15 protein-coding genes and 2 pseudogenes are annotated in these 14,193 nt (G+C 68.7%); 5 read left to right on the top strand and 12 right to left on the bottom strand.

Annotated features, from left to right (window positions below; all coding sequences use genetic code 11):
- Positions 1-69 precede the first annotated feature (69 nt).
- Entirely contained in the window at positions 70-966 is an 897-nt protein-coding gene (gene lpxC / locus AC1RRS_RS13455) for a UDP-3-O-acyl-N-acetylglucosamine deacetylase (RefSeq protein WP_492855585.1), read from the bottom strand.
- Between the two features lie 303 nt (positions 967-1,269).
- Between lpxC and AC1RRS_RS13460 the strand changes: the two genes are divergently transcribed.
- Complete coding sequence (locus tag AC1RRS_RS13460; protein WP_492855586.1) at positions 1,270-3,342, top strand: S9 family peptidase; 2,073 nt, start codon at positions 1,270-1,272, stop codon at positions 3,340-3,342.
- A 14-nt stretch (positions 3,343-3,356) separates the two neighbouring features.
- Here the strand turns inward: AC1RRS_RS13460 and AC1RRS_RS13465 are convergent.
- From AC1RRS_RS13465 to yajC, 8 genes and pseudogenes are all read right to left on the bottom strand, one after another.
- Positions 3,357-3,482 (bottom strand): annotated as a pseudogene (locus AC1RRS_RS13465) (hypothetical protein); the annotation flags it as partial.
- Between the two features lie 25 nt (positions 3,483-3,507).
- Positions 3,508-4,239 (bottom strand): squalene/phytoene synthase family protein, encoded by a 732-nt coding sequence (locus tag AC1RRS_RS13470; protein ID WP_492855587.1) that lies wholly within the window; start codon positions 4,237-4,239, stop codon positions 3,508-3,510.
- A gap of 79 nt (positions 4,240-4,318) precedes the next feature.
- The gene (locus AC1RRS_RS13475; RefSeq protein ID WP_492855588.1) at positions 4,319-4,933 is read right to left on the bottom strand and encodes a urate hydroxylase PuuD; all 615 of its coding nucleotides are present in this window, start codon (positions 4,931-4,933) and stop codon (positions 4,319-4,321) included.
- Between the two features lie 91 nt (positions 4,934-5,024).
- A pseudogene (locus AC1RRS_RS13480) lies at positions 5,025-5,168 on the bottom strand (hypothetical protein); the annotation flags it as partial.
- A gap of 6 nt (positions 5,169-5,174) precedes the next feature.
- Positions 5,175-5,546: an Mth938-like domain-containing protein gene (locus AC1RRS_RS13485; RefSeq protein ID WP_492855589.1), complete on the bottom strand. Its 372-nt coding sequence runs from the start codon at positions 5,544-5,546 to the stop codon at positions 5,175-5,177.
- The gene (secF, locus tag AC1RRS_RS13490; RefSeq protein WP_492855590.1) at positions 5,543-6,499 is read right to left on the bottom strand and encodes a protein translocase subunit SecF; all 957 of its coding nucleotides are present in this window, start codon (positions 6,497-6,499) and stop codon (positions 5,543-5,545) included. The genes AC1RRS_RS13485 and secF overlap by 4 nt, the downstream gene beginning before the upstream one ends.
- A gap of 12 nt (positions 6,500-6,511) precedes the next feature.
- Entirely contained in the window at positions 6,512-8,107 is a 1,596-nt protein-coding gene (gene secD / locus AC1RRS_RS13495; RefSeq protein WP_492855591.1) for a protein translocase subunit SecD, read from the bottom strand.
- Between the two features lie 61 nt (positions 8,108-8,168).
- Positions 8,169-8,477: a preprotein translocase subunit YajC gene (gene yajC, locus AC1RRS_RS13500; protein WP_487288820.1), complete on the bottom strand. Its 309-nt coding sequence runs from the start codon at positions 8,475-8,477 to the stop codon at positions 8,169-8,171.
- Between the two features lie 190 nt (positions 8,478-8,667).
- On the opposite strand from yajC, the gene AC1RRS_RS13505 reads away from it, so the two are divergent.
- Positions 8,668-9,507 carry an ATP-binding protein gene (locus AC1RRS_RS13505; protein WP_492855592.1) on the top strand — a complete coding sequence of 280 codons (840 nt, stop codon included), beginning with the start codon at positions 8,668-8,670 and terminating at the stop codon, positions 9,505-9,507.
- A 24-nt stretch (positions 9,508-9,531) separates the two neighbouring features.
- Positions 9,532-9,771, top strand: a complete 240-nt coding sequence (locus AC1RRS_RS13510) for a hypothetical protein (RefSeq protein WP_487288824.1) — start codon at positions 9,532-9,534, stop codon at positions 9,769-9,771.
- A gap of 19 nt (positions 9,772-9,790) precedes the next feature.
- On the opposite strand, the gene AC1RRS_RS13515 is transcribed toward AC1RRS_RS13510, so the two are convergent.
- The 3 genes from AC1RRS_RS13515 to AC1RRS_RS13525 form a co-directional block, all read right to left on the bottom strand.
- Positions 9,791-10,027: a hypothetical protein gene (locus AC1RRS_RS13515; protein WP_492855593.1), complete on the bottom strand. Its 237-nt coding sequence runs from the start codon at positions 10,025-10,027 to the stop codon at positions 9,791-9,793.
- Between the two features lie 67 nt (positions 10,028-10,094).
- Positions 10,095-10,991, bottom strand: coding sequence for a DMT family transporter (locus AC1RRS_RS13520; RefSeq protein ID WP_487288826.1), 897 nt, complete (start codon positions 10,989-10,991; stop codon positions 10,095-10,097).
- 13 nt (positions 10,992-11,004) lie between these two features.
- A complete protein-coding gene (locus AC1RRS_RS13525; protein WP_492855594.1) occupies positions 11,005-12,291 on the bottom strand; it encodes an adenosylmethionine--8-amino-7-oxononanoate transaminase in 1,287 nt (428 codons plus the stop codon).
- Positions 12,292-12,377: 86 nt separating this feature from the next.
- Here AC1RRS_RS13525 and bioF point away from each other — a divergent pair, with 86 nt between their 5' ends.
- Complete coding sequence (gene bioF, locus AC1RRS_RS13530; RefSeq protein WP_492855595.1) at positions 12,378-13,532, top strand: 8-amino-7-oxononanoate synthase; 1,155 nt, start codon at positions 12,378-12,380, stop codon at positions 13,530-13,532.
- Complete coding sequence (gene bioD / locus AC1RRS_RS13535) at positions 13,529-14,191, top strand: dethiobiotin synthase (protein WP_492855596.1); 663 nt, start codon at positions 13,529-13,531, stop codon at positions 14,189-14,191. Before bioF ends, bioD begins: the two co-directional genes overlap by 4 nt.
- Positions 14,192-14,193 lie beyond the last annotated feature (2 nt).

Consider the following 14,193-nt stretch of genomic DNA (forward strand, 5'->3'; position numbering starts at 1 on the left):
AAGGCTTCTACACCACGTCGATGCGGGCGCAAATGAAAGCCGAAGCGGCGGGAGCGTTCCCCCGATTGATCAGACCGCTTCGGCGAGCTCCGGCGCATAGGCGCGCCAGCGCCAAGCGCGCGGTTGCCCCATCAACGCACGAACCGCGGCGTTATTGAGGCCGTGTCCGGCCAGGATTCCTTCGAACCTGCCAAGGATCGGAGCGCCGATGACATAAAGGTCGCCGACGGCGTCCAGGGCCTTGTGGCGCACGAACTCGTCCGAGCGGCGCAGGCCTTCGGGATTGAGCACGCGGTCGCCGTCGATGACCACGGCGTTCTCCATCGAGCCGCCACGGGCCAGGCCGATGTCGCGCAGGGCCTCGACCTCGCGCAGGAAGCCGAAGGTGCGGCAGTTCGACAGTTCCTTGCGGAAGCTGTGCTCGTCGATGGCCAGATCGACGCGCTGGCGGCCGATGGCCTTGCTGGCGAAGGCGATCTCGAAGGCCACTTCGAAGGATTCGGCCGGAGAAAGGGTGGCGCGCTTGTCGCCCTCGATCACCTCGATCGGCGACAGGATCTCGATGTAGCGGCGCGCGGCTTCCTGCCGGCGGCGACCGGCGCGGTCGAGAATCTGCACGAAGGGCTCGGACGAGCCGTCCATGATCGGCACTTCGGGACCGTCGAGCTCGACGACGCAGTTGTCGACCGACAGGGCGGCCAGGGCGGCCATCAGGTGTTCGATGGTCGAGACGCGCACGTCGGCGGCGTTGGCGATGACGGTGCCCAGCTGGGTCTGCACCACGGCGTCGCCGCGAACCGGCACGCGGTTGTCGCGGTCCTGGACGTCGGTGCGCACGAAGACGATCCCGCTGTCAGGGGCGGCGGGGCGCACGGCGACGCGCACATGCGCGCCCGTGTGCAGGCCGATCCCTGCGAAGATCACCGGTCCTGCGACCGTGTGCTGATGATAAGGCGAAACCGACACGAGAAACCTTTGATCTATTTTGGGAGCGGCTCTGGCGGCCGCCTATTCGTCCCCATTTACCGTCTACGAGCTTCGCCGCGCCGCAGCAATGCAAGTCCTGTTTCTGATTGTTACCTACCCAAGGCCTTGTGGGATAAGGCGTTTTCGCCATTTCGACGCCCCATTTCCGCCTTGCTCGCGAACGGCGCCGCAGCATGCTCCAGCCTCGGCGGAAACCTTTACCCTCGCCCCTGGCATCGGACGCAAGGCGCCGCTAGGCTCCGCGCGTTTTCTGGCATCAGAGCCGCCTGGACCACGACTTCCATGACCAAGACCTTGCGCATCGCCGCCTCCGCCCTCGCCCTTTCGCTCGCCGCCTTCGCGGTAGCCCCGGCCGCTTCCGCCCAGGGTCGAGGCTTCACAGCCAAGGACATGGTCACGCTCGAGCGCGTCAGCGAGCCCAAGGTGTCGCCGGACGGCCGCCAGGTGATCTACCTGGTGCGGACGATGGACCTGCCGGCCAACAAGGCCTCGTTCTCCCTGTGGGTCGCCGACCTGAAGGCCAGGATCGCCCCGCGCCGCCTGGCGGTGTCGGACGGCGGCGTCTCCAGCGCCCGCTGGTCGGCCGACGGCAAGAGCATCTACTTCCTGTCGGGCCGCGCCGGCTCCGACCAGGTGTTCCGCACCGATGCATCGGGTGACACCGCCGTCCAGGTGACCAAGGCCCCGTTCGACGTCGGCGCCTTCAAGGTGTCGGCCGACGGCAAGACCGTGGTGATCAGCCAGGCCGTCTTCCCCGACTGCCCCACCCTCGCCTGCACCCAGGAGCGCCTGGACGCCCGCAAGGCCCAGAAGACCACGGGCGTCGTCTACGACAAGCTGTTCATCCGCCACTGGGACACCTGGAACGACGGCACGAAGAACCACCTCTACGCCTACGCGCTGGACGCCTCGGGCGTGGCGACGGGCGAGGCGAAGGCGCTGATGGCCGGCTTCGACGGCGACGCGCCGACCAAGCCGTTCGGCGGCGACGAGGACTTCACGATCAGCCCCGACGGCAAGACCGTGGTGTTCTCGGCCAAGGTCGCCGGCCGCGACGAGCCCTGGCAGACCAATTACGACCTGTGGTCGGTTCCGGTCGACGGTTCGGCCAAGCCCACTAACCTCACCGAGGACAACAAGGCCTGGGACGCCCAGCCGACCTTCTCGCCGGACGGCAACACGGAAGCGTGGCTGGCCATGAAGCGCCCGGGCTTCGAGGCCGACCGCTTCGGCATCATGGTGCGCGAGAACGGCAAGGTGCGTGAAGTGGCCCCGGCCTGGGACCGCTCGGCCCAGTCGATCACCTTCAGCGCCGACGGCAAGACCATCTACACGACCGCCGAGGACGTGGGTCAGACCAAGCTGTTCGCCATCGACGTCAAGACCGGCAAGGCCGTGGCCCTGACCGGCGAGGGCCACGTCAGCGCGTTCAGCGTCGCCGGCGGCCAGACCGTCATCGCCCAGGACAACCTGAAGACCCCGGGCCAGCTCTACGCCCTCCTCCCGAAGGGCAAGGGCGAGCCGATCAAGCTGACCGGCCTCAACGCCGACAAGCTGGACGGCGTGGCCATGGGCGAGGCCGAGCAGTTCAGCTTCAAGGGTTGGAACGACGAGACCGTGCACGGCTATCTGGTGAAGCCCGCCAACTTCGATCCGTCGAAGAAGTATCCGGTGGCCTTCCTGATCCACGGCGGCCCGCAGGGCTCGTTTGGCAACCTCTTCCACTACCGCTGGAACGCCCAGACCTACGCCGGCGCCGGCTATGCCGTGGTGATGATCGATTTCCACGGCTCGACCGGCTACGGCCAGGGCTTCACCGACGCGATCAGCCAGCACTGGGGCGACCGCCCGCTGGAAGACCTGCAGAAGGGCTGGGCCTTCGCGACCCAGAAGTACGCCTTCCTCGACCAGGACCGCGCCTGCGCCCTGGGCGGCTCGTACGGCGGCTTCATGATCAACTGGATCGCCAGCCAGTGGAAGCAGCCCTGGAAGTGCCTGGTGAACCACGACGGCATCTTCGACAGCCGCTTCATGGGCTACTCGACCGAGGAGCTGTGGTTCAGCGAGTGGGAGAACGGCGGCGCGCCGTGGGAGGCCAACACCACCTACGCCAAGTTCAACCCGGCCGACCACGTGGCGCAGTGGAGCGTGCCGACCCTGGTCGTCCAGGGCCAGAACGACTTCCGCGTGCCGCTGGAAGAAGGCATCGCCACCTTCACGGCCCTGCAGCGCAAGGGCGTGCCCAGCAAGCTGCTGTACTTCCCCAACGAGAACCACTGGGTGCTGAAGGCCCAGAACTCGGTCCAGTGGCACGACGAGGTGCTGGGCTGGCTGAACGAATGGACGGGGAAGTAAAGCGCGAAAGCAAACTCCTCCCTCGCGCAGCGGGGGAGGTGGCGCGGCGCGAATACGCGCCGTGACGGAGGGGGCGAGTGACAGAGCGCCTTGCGCGCCGCCGCCCCCTCCACCGCTTCGCGGTCCCCATCCCCCGTTTCGCTTAACTGCTCGGGGGAGGAATAATCAGATCCGGCCCGTCGCGACCGACCAGGTCAGGCGGGCCTTTTTTTCGAGTTCGCCCAGGTCGCGCCCCCTCGCCTGCTCGCCCGCCAGCGCGACGACAGCGACGGCCGGGAAGGCCGCGATCGGCAGCGTCTTGAGCTCGACGCGGGCGGCGGCCTTCTGACCGGCCACCAGGGCCTGGAGGTCGGCGGCGGTCCACTTGAACGGCAGGCGGGAGCGGCCGGCCAGCTTCAGCCGCCACAAGCCCGCCAGGCCGTAGGCCCGGGCCGCGGCGCGCACGGACGCCGGATCGGCGGCAGGATCGAGGCGTTTGGCGACAAGGCCCGCCAGGGCGCCGGCGGTGGCGTCGAGATAGGCCAGCACGGCGGCCTCGTCGACGAAGGGCGTTTCTTCCAGGTCGGCCAGGCGCGCCTCCGCCATCCGCGCCAGGGCCAGGGGATCGACGCCGGAGGCCGCCAGAGCCTCGACGGCGGGGTGCTTGCGCGGCGGCTGGCCGGCGGCCAGTTCCTCCATCGCCTCGCGCCACCAGGTCAGGCGGATCTCGCCCATCAGGGCGTTGGTGACGCCGCCGGCCACCCGCGCCAGTTCGTAGTTGAAGGCCAGCAGGGCCACGACGTCGGCCCGCGCCGCCAGGTCGGCGACGAAGCGGCTGGCCAGCCAGCGATCCGGGTCCATGCGGCGGACCAGGTCGTCGAGGCCGGAATCGTAGGGGTTGTCGGGGGCGGCGGACATGGCGCGGCTTATGCCCCCGTAAGCCCCAAAGAAAAAGGCCCGCCGGATGGGCGGGCCTTGATCCGAACCGTCGGGCCGATCAGCCGAACAGCGTCTGGTACATCGTCATCGTCACCAGCATCGGGATGCTGAGCAGGGTGTTGATGCGCGAGAACAGCATGGCCAGCTTGGCCGCCTTGGCCTTGGTCTCGTCGTCGGCCGGCACGAGGCCCAGGGCCCGCTTCTGGTTCGGCCAGATCACGCCCCAGACGTTCACGAACATGATCGTCGCCAGCCACATGCCCATGCCGATGAAGGTGAAGCCCATGTCGACGCCGCGTTGGTAGCCGTGCCAGGCGCCCAGGGTCATGGCTTCCATCAGGTAGCCGCGGCTGAAGGCCACGATCATGCCCATCAGCCAGGTGGCCAGGGCCGCCCAGCGGAACCAGAACAGGGCTTCGGGCGCGATGTACTTGGTCACCGCCGGCTTCAGCTCGGCCGGGATGCTCGGCATCACCCGGATCTGCACGAAGTTGAAGTAGTAGAGCAGCCCGATCCACAGGATGCCGAACAGCACGTGCAGCCAGCGGAACACGGCCTGCCAGTAGGCGCCGTGGAAGCCGCTGGGGCTATGCCCGAAGCCGAACACCATGATCAGGGCCAACACGAAGCTGACGATGATGGTGCTGCGGAAATTGGTGAGGATCCCGGACAATTCAGCCCCCTGAAGCCGTTGCGTGGCGGCCAGGATAGGGGCTGCGCGAGAGTCGGGGAAGCGACCCCCTCAGTCGCTCCGCGACAGCTCCCTACTCCTCCCCCGTAAAACGGGGGAGGTGGCGCGCTGCGGATACGCGGCGTGACGGAGGGGGCGAGTGACAGAGCGCGGCGCTTGAACTCGCCCCCTCCACCGCTTCGCGGTCCCCCTCCCCCGTTTCACGGGGGAGGAGTTTTGGACGCTAAACCGCGATCAGAGCCGCGGCGAGCCGGCGGCCTTCGCTGGCCAGGACGTTGTAGGTGCGGGCGGCGGCCTCGGTGCTCATGAACTCGAGACCCAGGCCCGCGGCCTTCAGGGCGTCGCGCACGGGGCGCGGCGGCAGGGCGTTGGCCAGGCCCACGCCCAGCAGCACGAACTCCACAGCCCCGCCCGCGGCGTAGACCGGGGCGAAGGCTTCGGGCGTCAGATCGGCCAGCGACGTCGCGCCCCAGTCCACCGGCTGATCGTCGATGATCAGCAGCGAACCGGGACGCCAGACGCCGGAGACCCGGAAGCCGCCGCCGCCCCAGGCGTCGATCGACGGGGGCTGGCGCGGAGTGAGCGCCTGGCTCACGGGCGACTGGCCGCGCCGAGCTTGATCGGCTTGGCTTCCTCGTCGCCGCGCTTCAGGCCCCAGACCAGGATGATCGGCAGGGCGATGTAGATCGACGAATAGGTGCCGATGATGATGCCGAACACCATGGTGAAGACCAGCGGGAACAGTACCGGGCCGCCGAAGATCATCGTGCCGCCCAGCGCCAGCAGCGCCGTCGAGCCGGTGATGATCGTCCGCGACAGACGCTCGTTCTCCGACAGGTCGATGATCTCGCGCAGCGGCGTCGACTTGTACTTGCGCAGGTTTTCCTTGAGGCGGTCGAAGGTGATGACCTTTTCGTTCATCGAGTAGCCGATGACCGTCAGCAGGGCCGCGACCGAGGTCATCGAGAACTCGATCTGCATCACCGACAGCACGCCCAGGGTCAGGATGATGTCGTGGAACACGGCCACGACGGCGCCGACGCCGAACTGCCACTGGAAGCGGAACCAGATGTAGCCGAGCATCAGCAGCAGGGCGATGCCCAGCGCCTTGAAGCCGCCCATCAGCAGCTCGCCCGAGACCTTGGCGCCGATGACGGTCGGCGCCGGCATGGTCATGCCGGGGAACTTGGCGATGATCTCGCCCTTGATGCGGTTGGCCTCGACCTGGGCGTTGCCGCCCTCGGTGGGCAGGAAGCGGACCATCGCCGAGTTCGGCGCGCCGAAGCCCTGGACCTGCACGTCGTGCGCGCCGGTGGCCTTGGCGACGGCGCGCAGCTTGTCCAGGTCGATGGGGGCGGTCGCGGGCGTACGGGCCTCAAGGGCGACGCCGCCCTTGAAGTCGATGCCCAGGTTCAGGCCCTGGGTGAAGAACGACACGCCCGAGCCGAGGATCAGGACGAGCGAGATAACCGCGGCGACGGGCGCCCAGCGCACGAAGCGATAGTGGGTCGAGCGCGGGATCAGGCGGATGAGGGGCCAAGCAGCCATGAGCTTTGATCCTTACGCGATCGGCAGCTTCTTCGGCTTGGCGGCCTTGAACCACCAACCGATGAGCACTTGAGTGATGATGATGGCGGTGAACAGCGAGGTGAACACGCCGATGGCCAGGGTCCAGGCGAAGCCCTTCACCGGACCCGATCCGAAGCTGAACATGATGCCGGCCGAGATCAGGCTGGTGATGTTGGCGTCGAGGATCGACACCAGCGCCAGCCGGTAGCCGGTGTCGGCCGCCGACATCGGCGATCGTCCCGCGGCCGCCTCGTCGCGCATGCGCTCGTAGATCAGCACGTTGGCGTCGACGGCGACGGCCAGCGTCAGGATCAGGCCGGCGATGCCCGGGAAGGTCAGGGTCGCCTGGGTGAACGACATGATGCCGACGATCAGCAGCACGTTGGCCACCAGGGCCATGGCCGCGAACACGCCGAACAGGCCGTAGGCCAGGATGATGAAGACGAACATCGCCGCAGCCCCGATGGCCAGCGAGATGGCGCCGGCCTTGACCGCGTCCGCGCCCAGTTCGGCGCCGACGGTGCGTTGCTCTTCGATGTTCAGCTGGGCCGGCAGCGCGCCGGAGCGCAGCAGCAGCGACAGTTCCGCGGCGCTTTCGACCGTGAAGTTGCCGGTGATCTGGCCCGAGCCGCCCAGGATCGCGCCCTGGATGGTCGGCGCGGAGATCACCTTGTTGTCGAGGACGATGGCGAAGCGCTTGCCGATGTTGCGGGCGGTGGCGTCGCCGAACTTGCGCGCGCCGGGGCCCTTGAAGCGGAACGAGACCACCGGACGGCCGCTCTGGCCGTCGAAGGCCTGGTCGGCGCTTTCGAGGTCGTCGCCCGAGACCAGGGCGCGCTTCTTCAGGGCGTAGGCCGGCGCGTAGCCATCGGCGCTGGGCACCATGACCACGCCGGGCGGCATGCGGCCCGACTGCATTTCTTCCGGCGTGACCGTCTCGTCGACCATCTGGAAGGTCAGCTTGGCGGTCTTGCCGATAACGGCCTTCAGGCGCTCCGGATCGCTTTCGCCGGCGGCCTGGATGACGATGCGATCGGTCCCCTGACGGGTGATCGTCGGTTCCTTGGTGCCCAGGCTGTCGATCCGGCGACGGATGGTCTCGATCGACTGCTCGACGGCCTTGGCGGCGTCGGCGCGGGCGGCCTCGGGCGCGAAGGTCAGTTCGATGCGCTGGTCGGACTTGGTCGAGACGACCACGTCCTTGGTCAGGGCGCCCGGCAGCGGGCTGCCGAGCTTGTTCAGCTCGGTCACGGCCGCGGCGACCTTCGAGCCGTCGTCGATGCGGACCGAGATGACGCCGTTCGACTCACCCAGGCCATTGAAGCTGATGCCGGCCGTGCGCAGGGTGGTGCGCGTGTCTTCGACCAGGTTGCCCAGGCGCTCCTTGCGCAGGGCGGCGGTGTCGACCTCGTACAGGAGGTACGACCCGCCCTGGAGGTCGAGGCCGAGGTTCAGCTTCTGCTTGGGAACCCATCCCGGCAGGGCGTCTAGCGTCTTCTGCGGCAGCAGGTTCGGCAGGGTGAAGACGATGCCGAAGATCACCGACAAGGTGACGATGGCGATCTTCCAGCGGGATAGGCTCAGCATGGACTACGGGGCTCTCGACGACGCCGGGGCGCCAGGGCGGGCTAGTTGGACCTGATCTTACTCAGTTCTTCGGATCGTTGGCCGGAGCGGGATCGCCCTTGGCCGTGACTTCGGTGATCATGCCCTTGCGCACCTTGACGGTGACGCCCTGGGCGATCTCGACGCCGACTTCCTTTTCCTCGACACGGACAACCTTGCCGAGCACGCCGCTCGACAGCACGACGTTGTCGCCGCGCTTCAGGTTGTTGATCGTAGCCTGATGTTCCTTCTGACGCTTTTGCTGCGGGCGCAGGATCATGAAGTAGAAAAACACGATCAGGATCACAGGCAGGCCAAAGGCCTGGATCAACGCGTTCGGATCGCTCGGCATAACGTCTCCAAGAATTTCAAGCGGCAGGGGACGTCTGAAATAGGGCCCCCGCCAAGTCGGCGGAAGCTATGCGTTCACCCTCCCTTTTGCAATGAGGGCCCTTTTGCAATACCGGCCCTTTTGCAATGCCGGCCCTTTTGCAATGCCAACCCTTTTGCAATGAGAGCGCGAGGGGGTAAGGAGCGTGGCCATGACCGAAGCCGCCCTGCCCCTGCTCGCCCGCATCGCCGACGCCCTGGAGCGCCTGGCCCCGCCAGCCGCCGTCGCCCCGGACTTCTCGGGCGCGCGCCTGTTCCGCCATGAGCCGGTGTCGGGCGCCTTCCTGCCCGCGCCCGACTACGCGATGGATATCGAGCTTTTGGTGGGGATCGAGCGCCAGAAGGACCGCTTCATCCAGAACCTGCGCCGCTTCGCCACCGGCCTGCCGTGCAACCACGTGCTGCTGTGGGGCGTGCGCGGCACGGGCAAGAGCTCGCTGACCAAGTCGGCCTTCATGGCCCTGACGGCCGAATATCCGGATCTGAAGCTGGTCGAGGTCGATCGCGACGAGGTCGCCGCCCTGCCCCCGCTGTTCGACGCCCTGCGCGTGCGGAGCGAGCGCTTCGTGGTGCTGTGCGACGACCTGTCGTTCGAGGACGGCGCGGCGGCGGCCAAGGCCCTGAAGTCGGCGCTGGAAGGCGGCGTGGCCGGTCCGCCGGAGAACGTGCTGTTCGTCTCGACCTCCAACCGTCGCCACCTGATGCCGCGCGACCACGCCGAGAGCCAGGGCGCGATCGCCTCGGCCGAGAACGCCGAGGAGGAGATGAGCGTCTCCGACCGCTTCGGCCTGTGGATCGGCTTCCCGCCCATGGACCAGCCGACCTACCTGGCGGCGATCAACACCTATGCCGAGCGCTTCGGCCTGAAGGTCGAGAACCTGGAGCGCCGGGCCCTGCAATGGTCGCAGCTGCGCGGCGCGCGTTCGGGCCGGGTGGCCTGGCAGTTCGTGCGCGACCTGGCCGGCGAACTGGGCGTACATTTGCCCGCATAAGAAAACATCGGGGGAGGCGCGGCCATGGCCAAGCCGTGGTTCAGGGTCAAGCGGTTCGGCTACGGCGCGGGGTTGCCCTGCGCCTGGCAGGGCTGGGTCGTTCTGGCCGTCCACCTGGCCTTGCTGATCGCCGCCTCCGCGCTCCTGGCGGGCCGCCCTCTTCCGCTGTCGATCGTGGTGATCACGTCCACCTTGGGCGTGGTCTGGATCGCCTGGAAGACCAGCGACGCGCCCTGGCGCTGGAGGGATGGCGGAGAGGACTGAGCCCTCTCCGCCTCCACCGTCAGTTCTTCTTAGCGTCCTTGACGGCGCCTTCCAGGTCGCCCGAGCGCACGCCGCCGACCACCTTGTCCTTCTTGCCCTCTTTCTTGAGTTCCTTGTCGCCGGTGATCGTGCCGACGGCGGACTCGACCTTGCCCGTGGTCTTCTGGGTCTTGCCGGCGTCCTTGTCACAGGCGGAAAGGCCCAGCAGGGCGACGGTGGCGACAGCGGCGAGGGAAAGCGGACGGGTCAGGTTCATGCGGTGAAGCTCCATGTGTGGAGGCTCAACGCCGCTTGTCGCGCTTTGGTTCGCCCTGCCTAGAGCCTCAGGCCGGCTCGACGACCGGCGGGGTCTTCTTCTCGGTCAGGGCCACCAGGGCCACGCCCAGCATGGTCGCGCCGCCGCCGATGACCAGTTGCGGCGACAGGTCATCGCCCATGAACAGCACCCCGATCGTGCACGAGACCAACGGCGTCAGCAGGAAATAGGGCGTCACCCGCCCCGCCTCGCGTCGCTGCACCAGCCAGAACAGCAGGGCGCTGGCCCCGATGGTCGAGACCACGCCGGCGAACACCACGCAGGCCCAGGCGATCGGCGGCGCGGCCGTAACGCGGGGGATCACATCGGGCTCGAAGGCGAAGGACAGGGCGATCAGAGCCGGCGCGGCGACCAGCGCCGTCATGCCCTGCACCTTCAGCGGCTTCACGCCCGGGGTCTTGCGCACCAGCACCGTGGCCACCGCCCAGATCGCGGCGGCGATGACGCCCAGCACGATGGCCGGCAGGTCGGCCGCGCCGTGGGGATCCAGACTCATCCACGCCACGCCGGCGAAGGCGACGGCCAGCCCGGCGACGGCCGGCATGCGCATGGTCTCGCCCAGCATGCGCCAGGCGAACAGGGCCGTGAACGGGATCCACAGCTGGGTGGCCACCACCAGCGGGCTCAGCGACTTGGCCATGCCGAACGCCAGATAGATGATCCCGAAGTGGATCGGCCCCGACAGCAGCACGATCGCCAGCAACCGCTTCCAGTCCGGAAACGGCGGCCGCACGAACGGGAACAGGAAGGCCAGGGCCAGCGCGAAGCGCAGGCCGCCCACCATCATCGGCGGCAGGGCGGCGGTCGCCACCTTGGCCGCGGCGTTGTTCAGCCCCCAGGTCATGATGATCGCCAGGATCGCGAGACGCTCGAGCGTCGTCAGGGGGCCGGTGGAGGCGGACATGGGGCCGCTTGGATCAGACCCCGCCGGTTCCTTCAACCCCGCCGGCTCCAATGACCTCGCGAATGGCCGACAGCAGGATTTCCAGGTCCGTGTCCGGGGTGGTGAAGGCCGGCGTCAGATAGACCACCTTGCCCATCGGCCGGATCCACGCGCCCTTCTCCGCGAAGGCCTGGCACAGCGCCCCGACCGCCACCGGCGATGCGAACTCGACCACACCGATCGCGCCCAGCACCCGCACGTCGACGACGCCCGGCGCGCTGCGACACGGCTCCAGCCCGGCCTTCAGCGCGGCCGAGATCCGCGCCACGTCGGCCTTCCAGGTTCCGGCCTCAAAGAGGTCGAGCGAGGCGTTGGCGGCGGCGCAGGCCAGCGCATTGCCCATGTAGGTCGGCCCGTGCATCAGGGCCGCGCCGGCGTCGTCGGACCAGAAGGCCTCGAACACCCTGCGCGAAGCCACGGCCGCCGACAGCGGCAGGGTTCCCCCCGTGAGGGCCTTCGAAAGCGTGACGATGTCGGGCTCGATCCCGGCCGCCTGCATGGCGAAAAGCTCGCCCGTGCGGCCAAAGCCGGTGAAGATCTCGTCGAAGATCAGCAGCACGCCGTGCTTGTCGGCCAAACGGCGCAGGCGGCGCAGCACTTCGGGGTCGTGGAACAGCATGCCGCCGGCGCCCTGCACCAGGGGCTCGGTCAGCATGGCGGCGATCTCCCCGCCCCGCTCGGCGAGCAGGGCGTCGAGGGCGGCTTCGGACGCGTCGTTCAGGGGCAGGTCGGCGATCACCTGGCTCGGCATGACGCCCGAGAACAGGCTGTGCATCCCCTCCTCCGGGTCGCAGACCGTCATCGTCGCCAGGGTGTCGCCGTGATAGCCGCCGCGGAACGACAGGAAGCGCGTGCGCCCGCGCTCGCCGCGATTGATGTGGAACTGCAGCGCCATCTTCATGGCGATCTCGACCGAGACCGAGCCGGACTCGGCGAAAAACACGTGGTCCAGATCGCCCGGCAGGATCGCCGCCAGCCGCGCGGCAAGGCGATAGGCCGGTTCATGGCCCAGACCGCCGAACATCACGTGCGGCATGGCCTCAAGCTGCTCGCGCACGGCGGCGGCGATGTGGGGGTGGTTGTAGCCGTGGCAGGCCGTCCACCAACTGGCGATGCCGTCCACGAGTTCGCGCCCGTCGGCCAGCACGATCCGCGAGCCATGAGTGCGCACCACCGGAAGCGGCGCCGGGGCCGTCTTCATCTGGCAGTAGGGCCGCCAGACGTGCTTGGCGCCTTCGGTGAGCCAGTCGGGGGTGCTCATGACGATCCTTCGTTGCGCCGGCGGGGTGGCTTGCCTAGAGCGTCCCGGCCCACCCACGCAAACGGGAATCTGGGCGAGGAATTGGAATGCACAGTCTGGACGCCTTCGCGAGCGGCAAGCTCGCGGCCCTGGAGGCCATGAGCCTGCGCCGCCGGCTGAAGCCCACCCGTCGCCTGCCCGGCGCGGTTGTCGAGCGTGACGGCAAGCGCCTGCTGTCCTTCTCCTGCAACGACTATCTGGGCCTGTCGCAGCATCCGGCCGTGATCGCCGCCGCCCAGGCCGCCGTGGCCGACTACGGCGCGGGCTCCGGCGCCTCGCGTCTGGTCACGGGCGACAGCCCGCTGATTTCCGAGCTTGAAACCCGCCTCGCCCGCCTCAAAGGGACCGAAGCCTGCGTGGTCTTCGGCTCGGGCTACCTGGCCAACACCGGCGTGATCCCGACCTTCGCCGGCAAGCAGGACGTCGTCTTCGTCGACGAACTGGCCCACGCCTGCATCTGGGCCGGGGCGCAGCTGTCCGGCGCCAAGGTGGTGAGTTTCCCGCACAACGACAGCGACGCCCTGGCCGAACTGCTGGCCGAGCACCGCTCGACCTTCCGCCACGCCATCGTCGCCACCGACGGGGTGTTCTCGATGGACGGCGACGTCGCGCCGCTGGACTGGCTGTCGGCGGTCTGCGAGGCCAACGACGCCTGGCTGCTGGTCGACGACGCCCATGGCGTCGGCGTGCTGGGCGAAGGCAAGGGAACGGCCGCCCTGTTCCCCGACGCCGTGATCCCGCTGCAGATGGGCACCCTGTCCAAGGCTTTGGGCTCCTACGGCGGCTATCTGTGCGCCTCGCAGAGCGTGGTCGACTTCCTGAAGACCCGGGCCCGCACCGTCGTCTACACCACCGGTCTGCCGCCGGCCTCGGCCGCCGCCGCCATCGCAGCGCTGGACCTGATCGAGGCCGATCCCGCCTTCGCCGCCGAGCCGCTGCGCAAGGCGCGGCTGTTCACGCAGGCCGCCGGCCTGCCCCGCGCCGAGAGCCCGATCGTGCCGGTGGTGATCGGCGAGGCGGACGCGGCCCTGGCCGCCTCCGCCGCCCTGGAGGCCGAGGGCTTTCTCGTGGTCGCCATCCGTCCGCCCACGGTGCCCGCCGGCACAGCCCGCCTGCGCCTGGCCTTCAGCGCCGACCATCCCGACGACGAGGTCCTGCGCCTGGCCGCCCTCGTCCGCCCCTATGTGGACGCGAAAGCATGACCGCCCTGTTCGTCGCCGGCACGGGCACCGACATCGGCAAGACCCATGTCGCCTGCGCCCTGATCCGCGCCCTGAAGGCCCACGGCGTCGCCGTGGACGCCTTCAAGCCGGTGGTCAGCGGCTTCGATCCCGAGGATCCCTCCGCCAGCGACCCGGCCCGCCTCGCCGGGGCTCTGGGCGACCCGGCCGCCCTGCCCCGCATCTCGCCGCGCCGCTATCGCGCCCCGCTGGCCCCGAACCTCGCCGCCCGGCTTGAGGGCGACACGCTCGCCCTAGAAGACCTCGCCGCCGACTGCCGCACGGCCCTGGCCGGCGACCACGAACTGATGCTGGTTGAAGGCGCCGGCGGCGTCATGTCGCCCCTGACCGACGAGGCGACCAATCTCGACCTGATCGCCGCCCTCGACCTGCCGGTGCTGCTGATCGCAGGCTCGTATCTGGGCACGATCAGCCACGTGCTGACCGCCCTCGTCGCCTTGCGGGCCCGGGGCGCGACCATCGCCGCCATCGTCATGAGCGAGAGCCTCGACGCGCCCGACCTCGCCCAGACCGCCGACGCCCTGCGCGCCTTCGAGCGCGAGACGCCGATCTTCCTTGCGCCTCGCGACGAACATTGGGACGCAAGCGACTTGGCGGAGCACTTGGGCAAGGGGCTTTAAGA

It is taken from the genome of Caulobacter sp. GW821-FHT12A07, assembly GCF_058807655.1.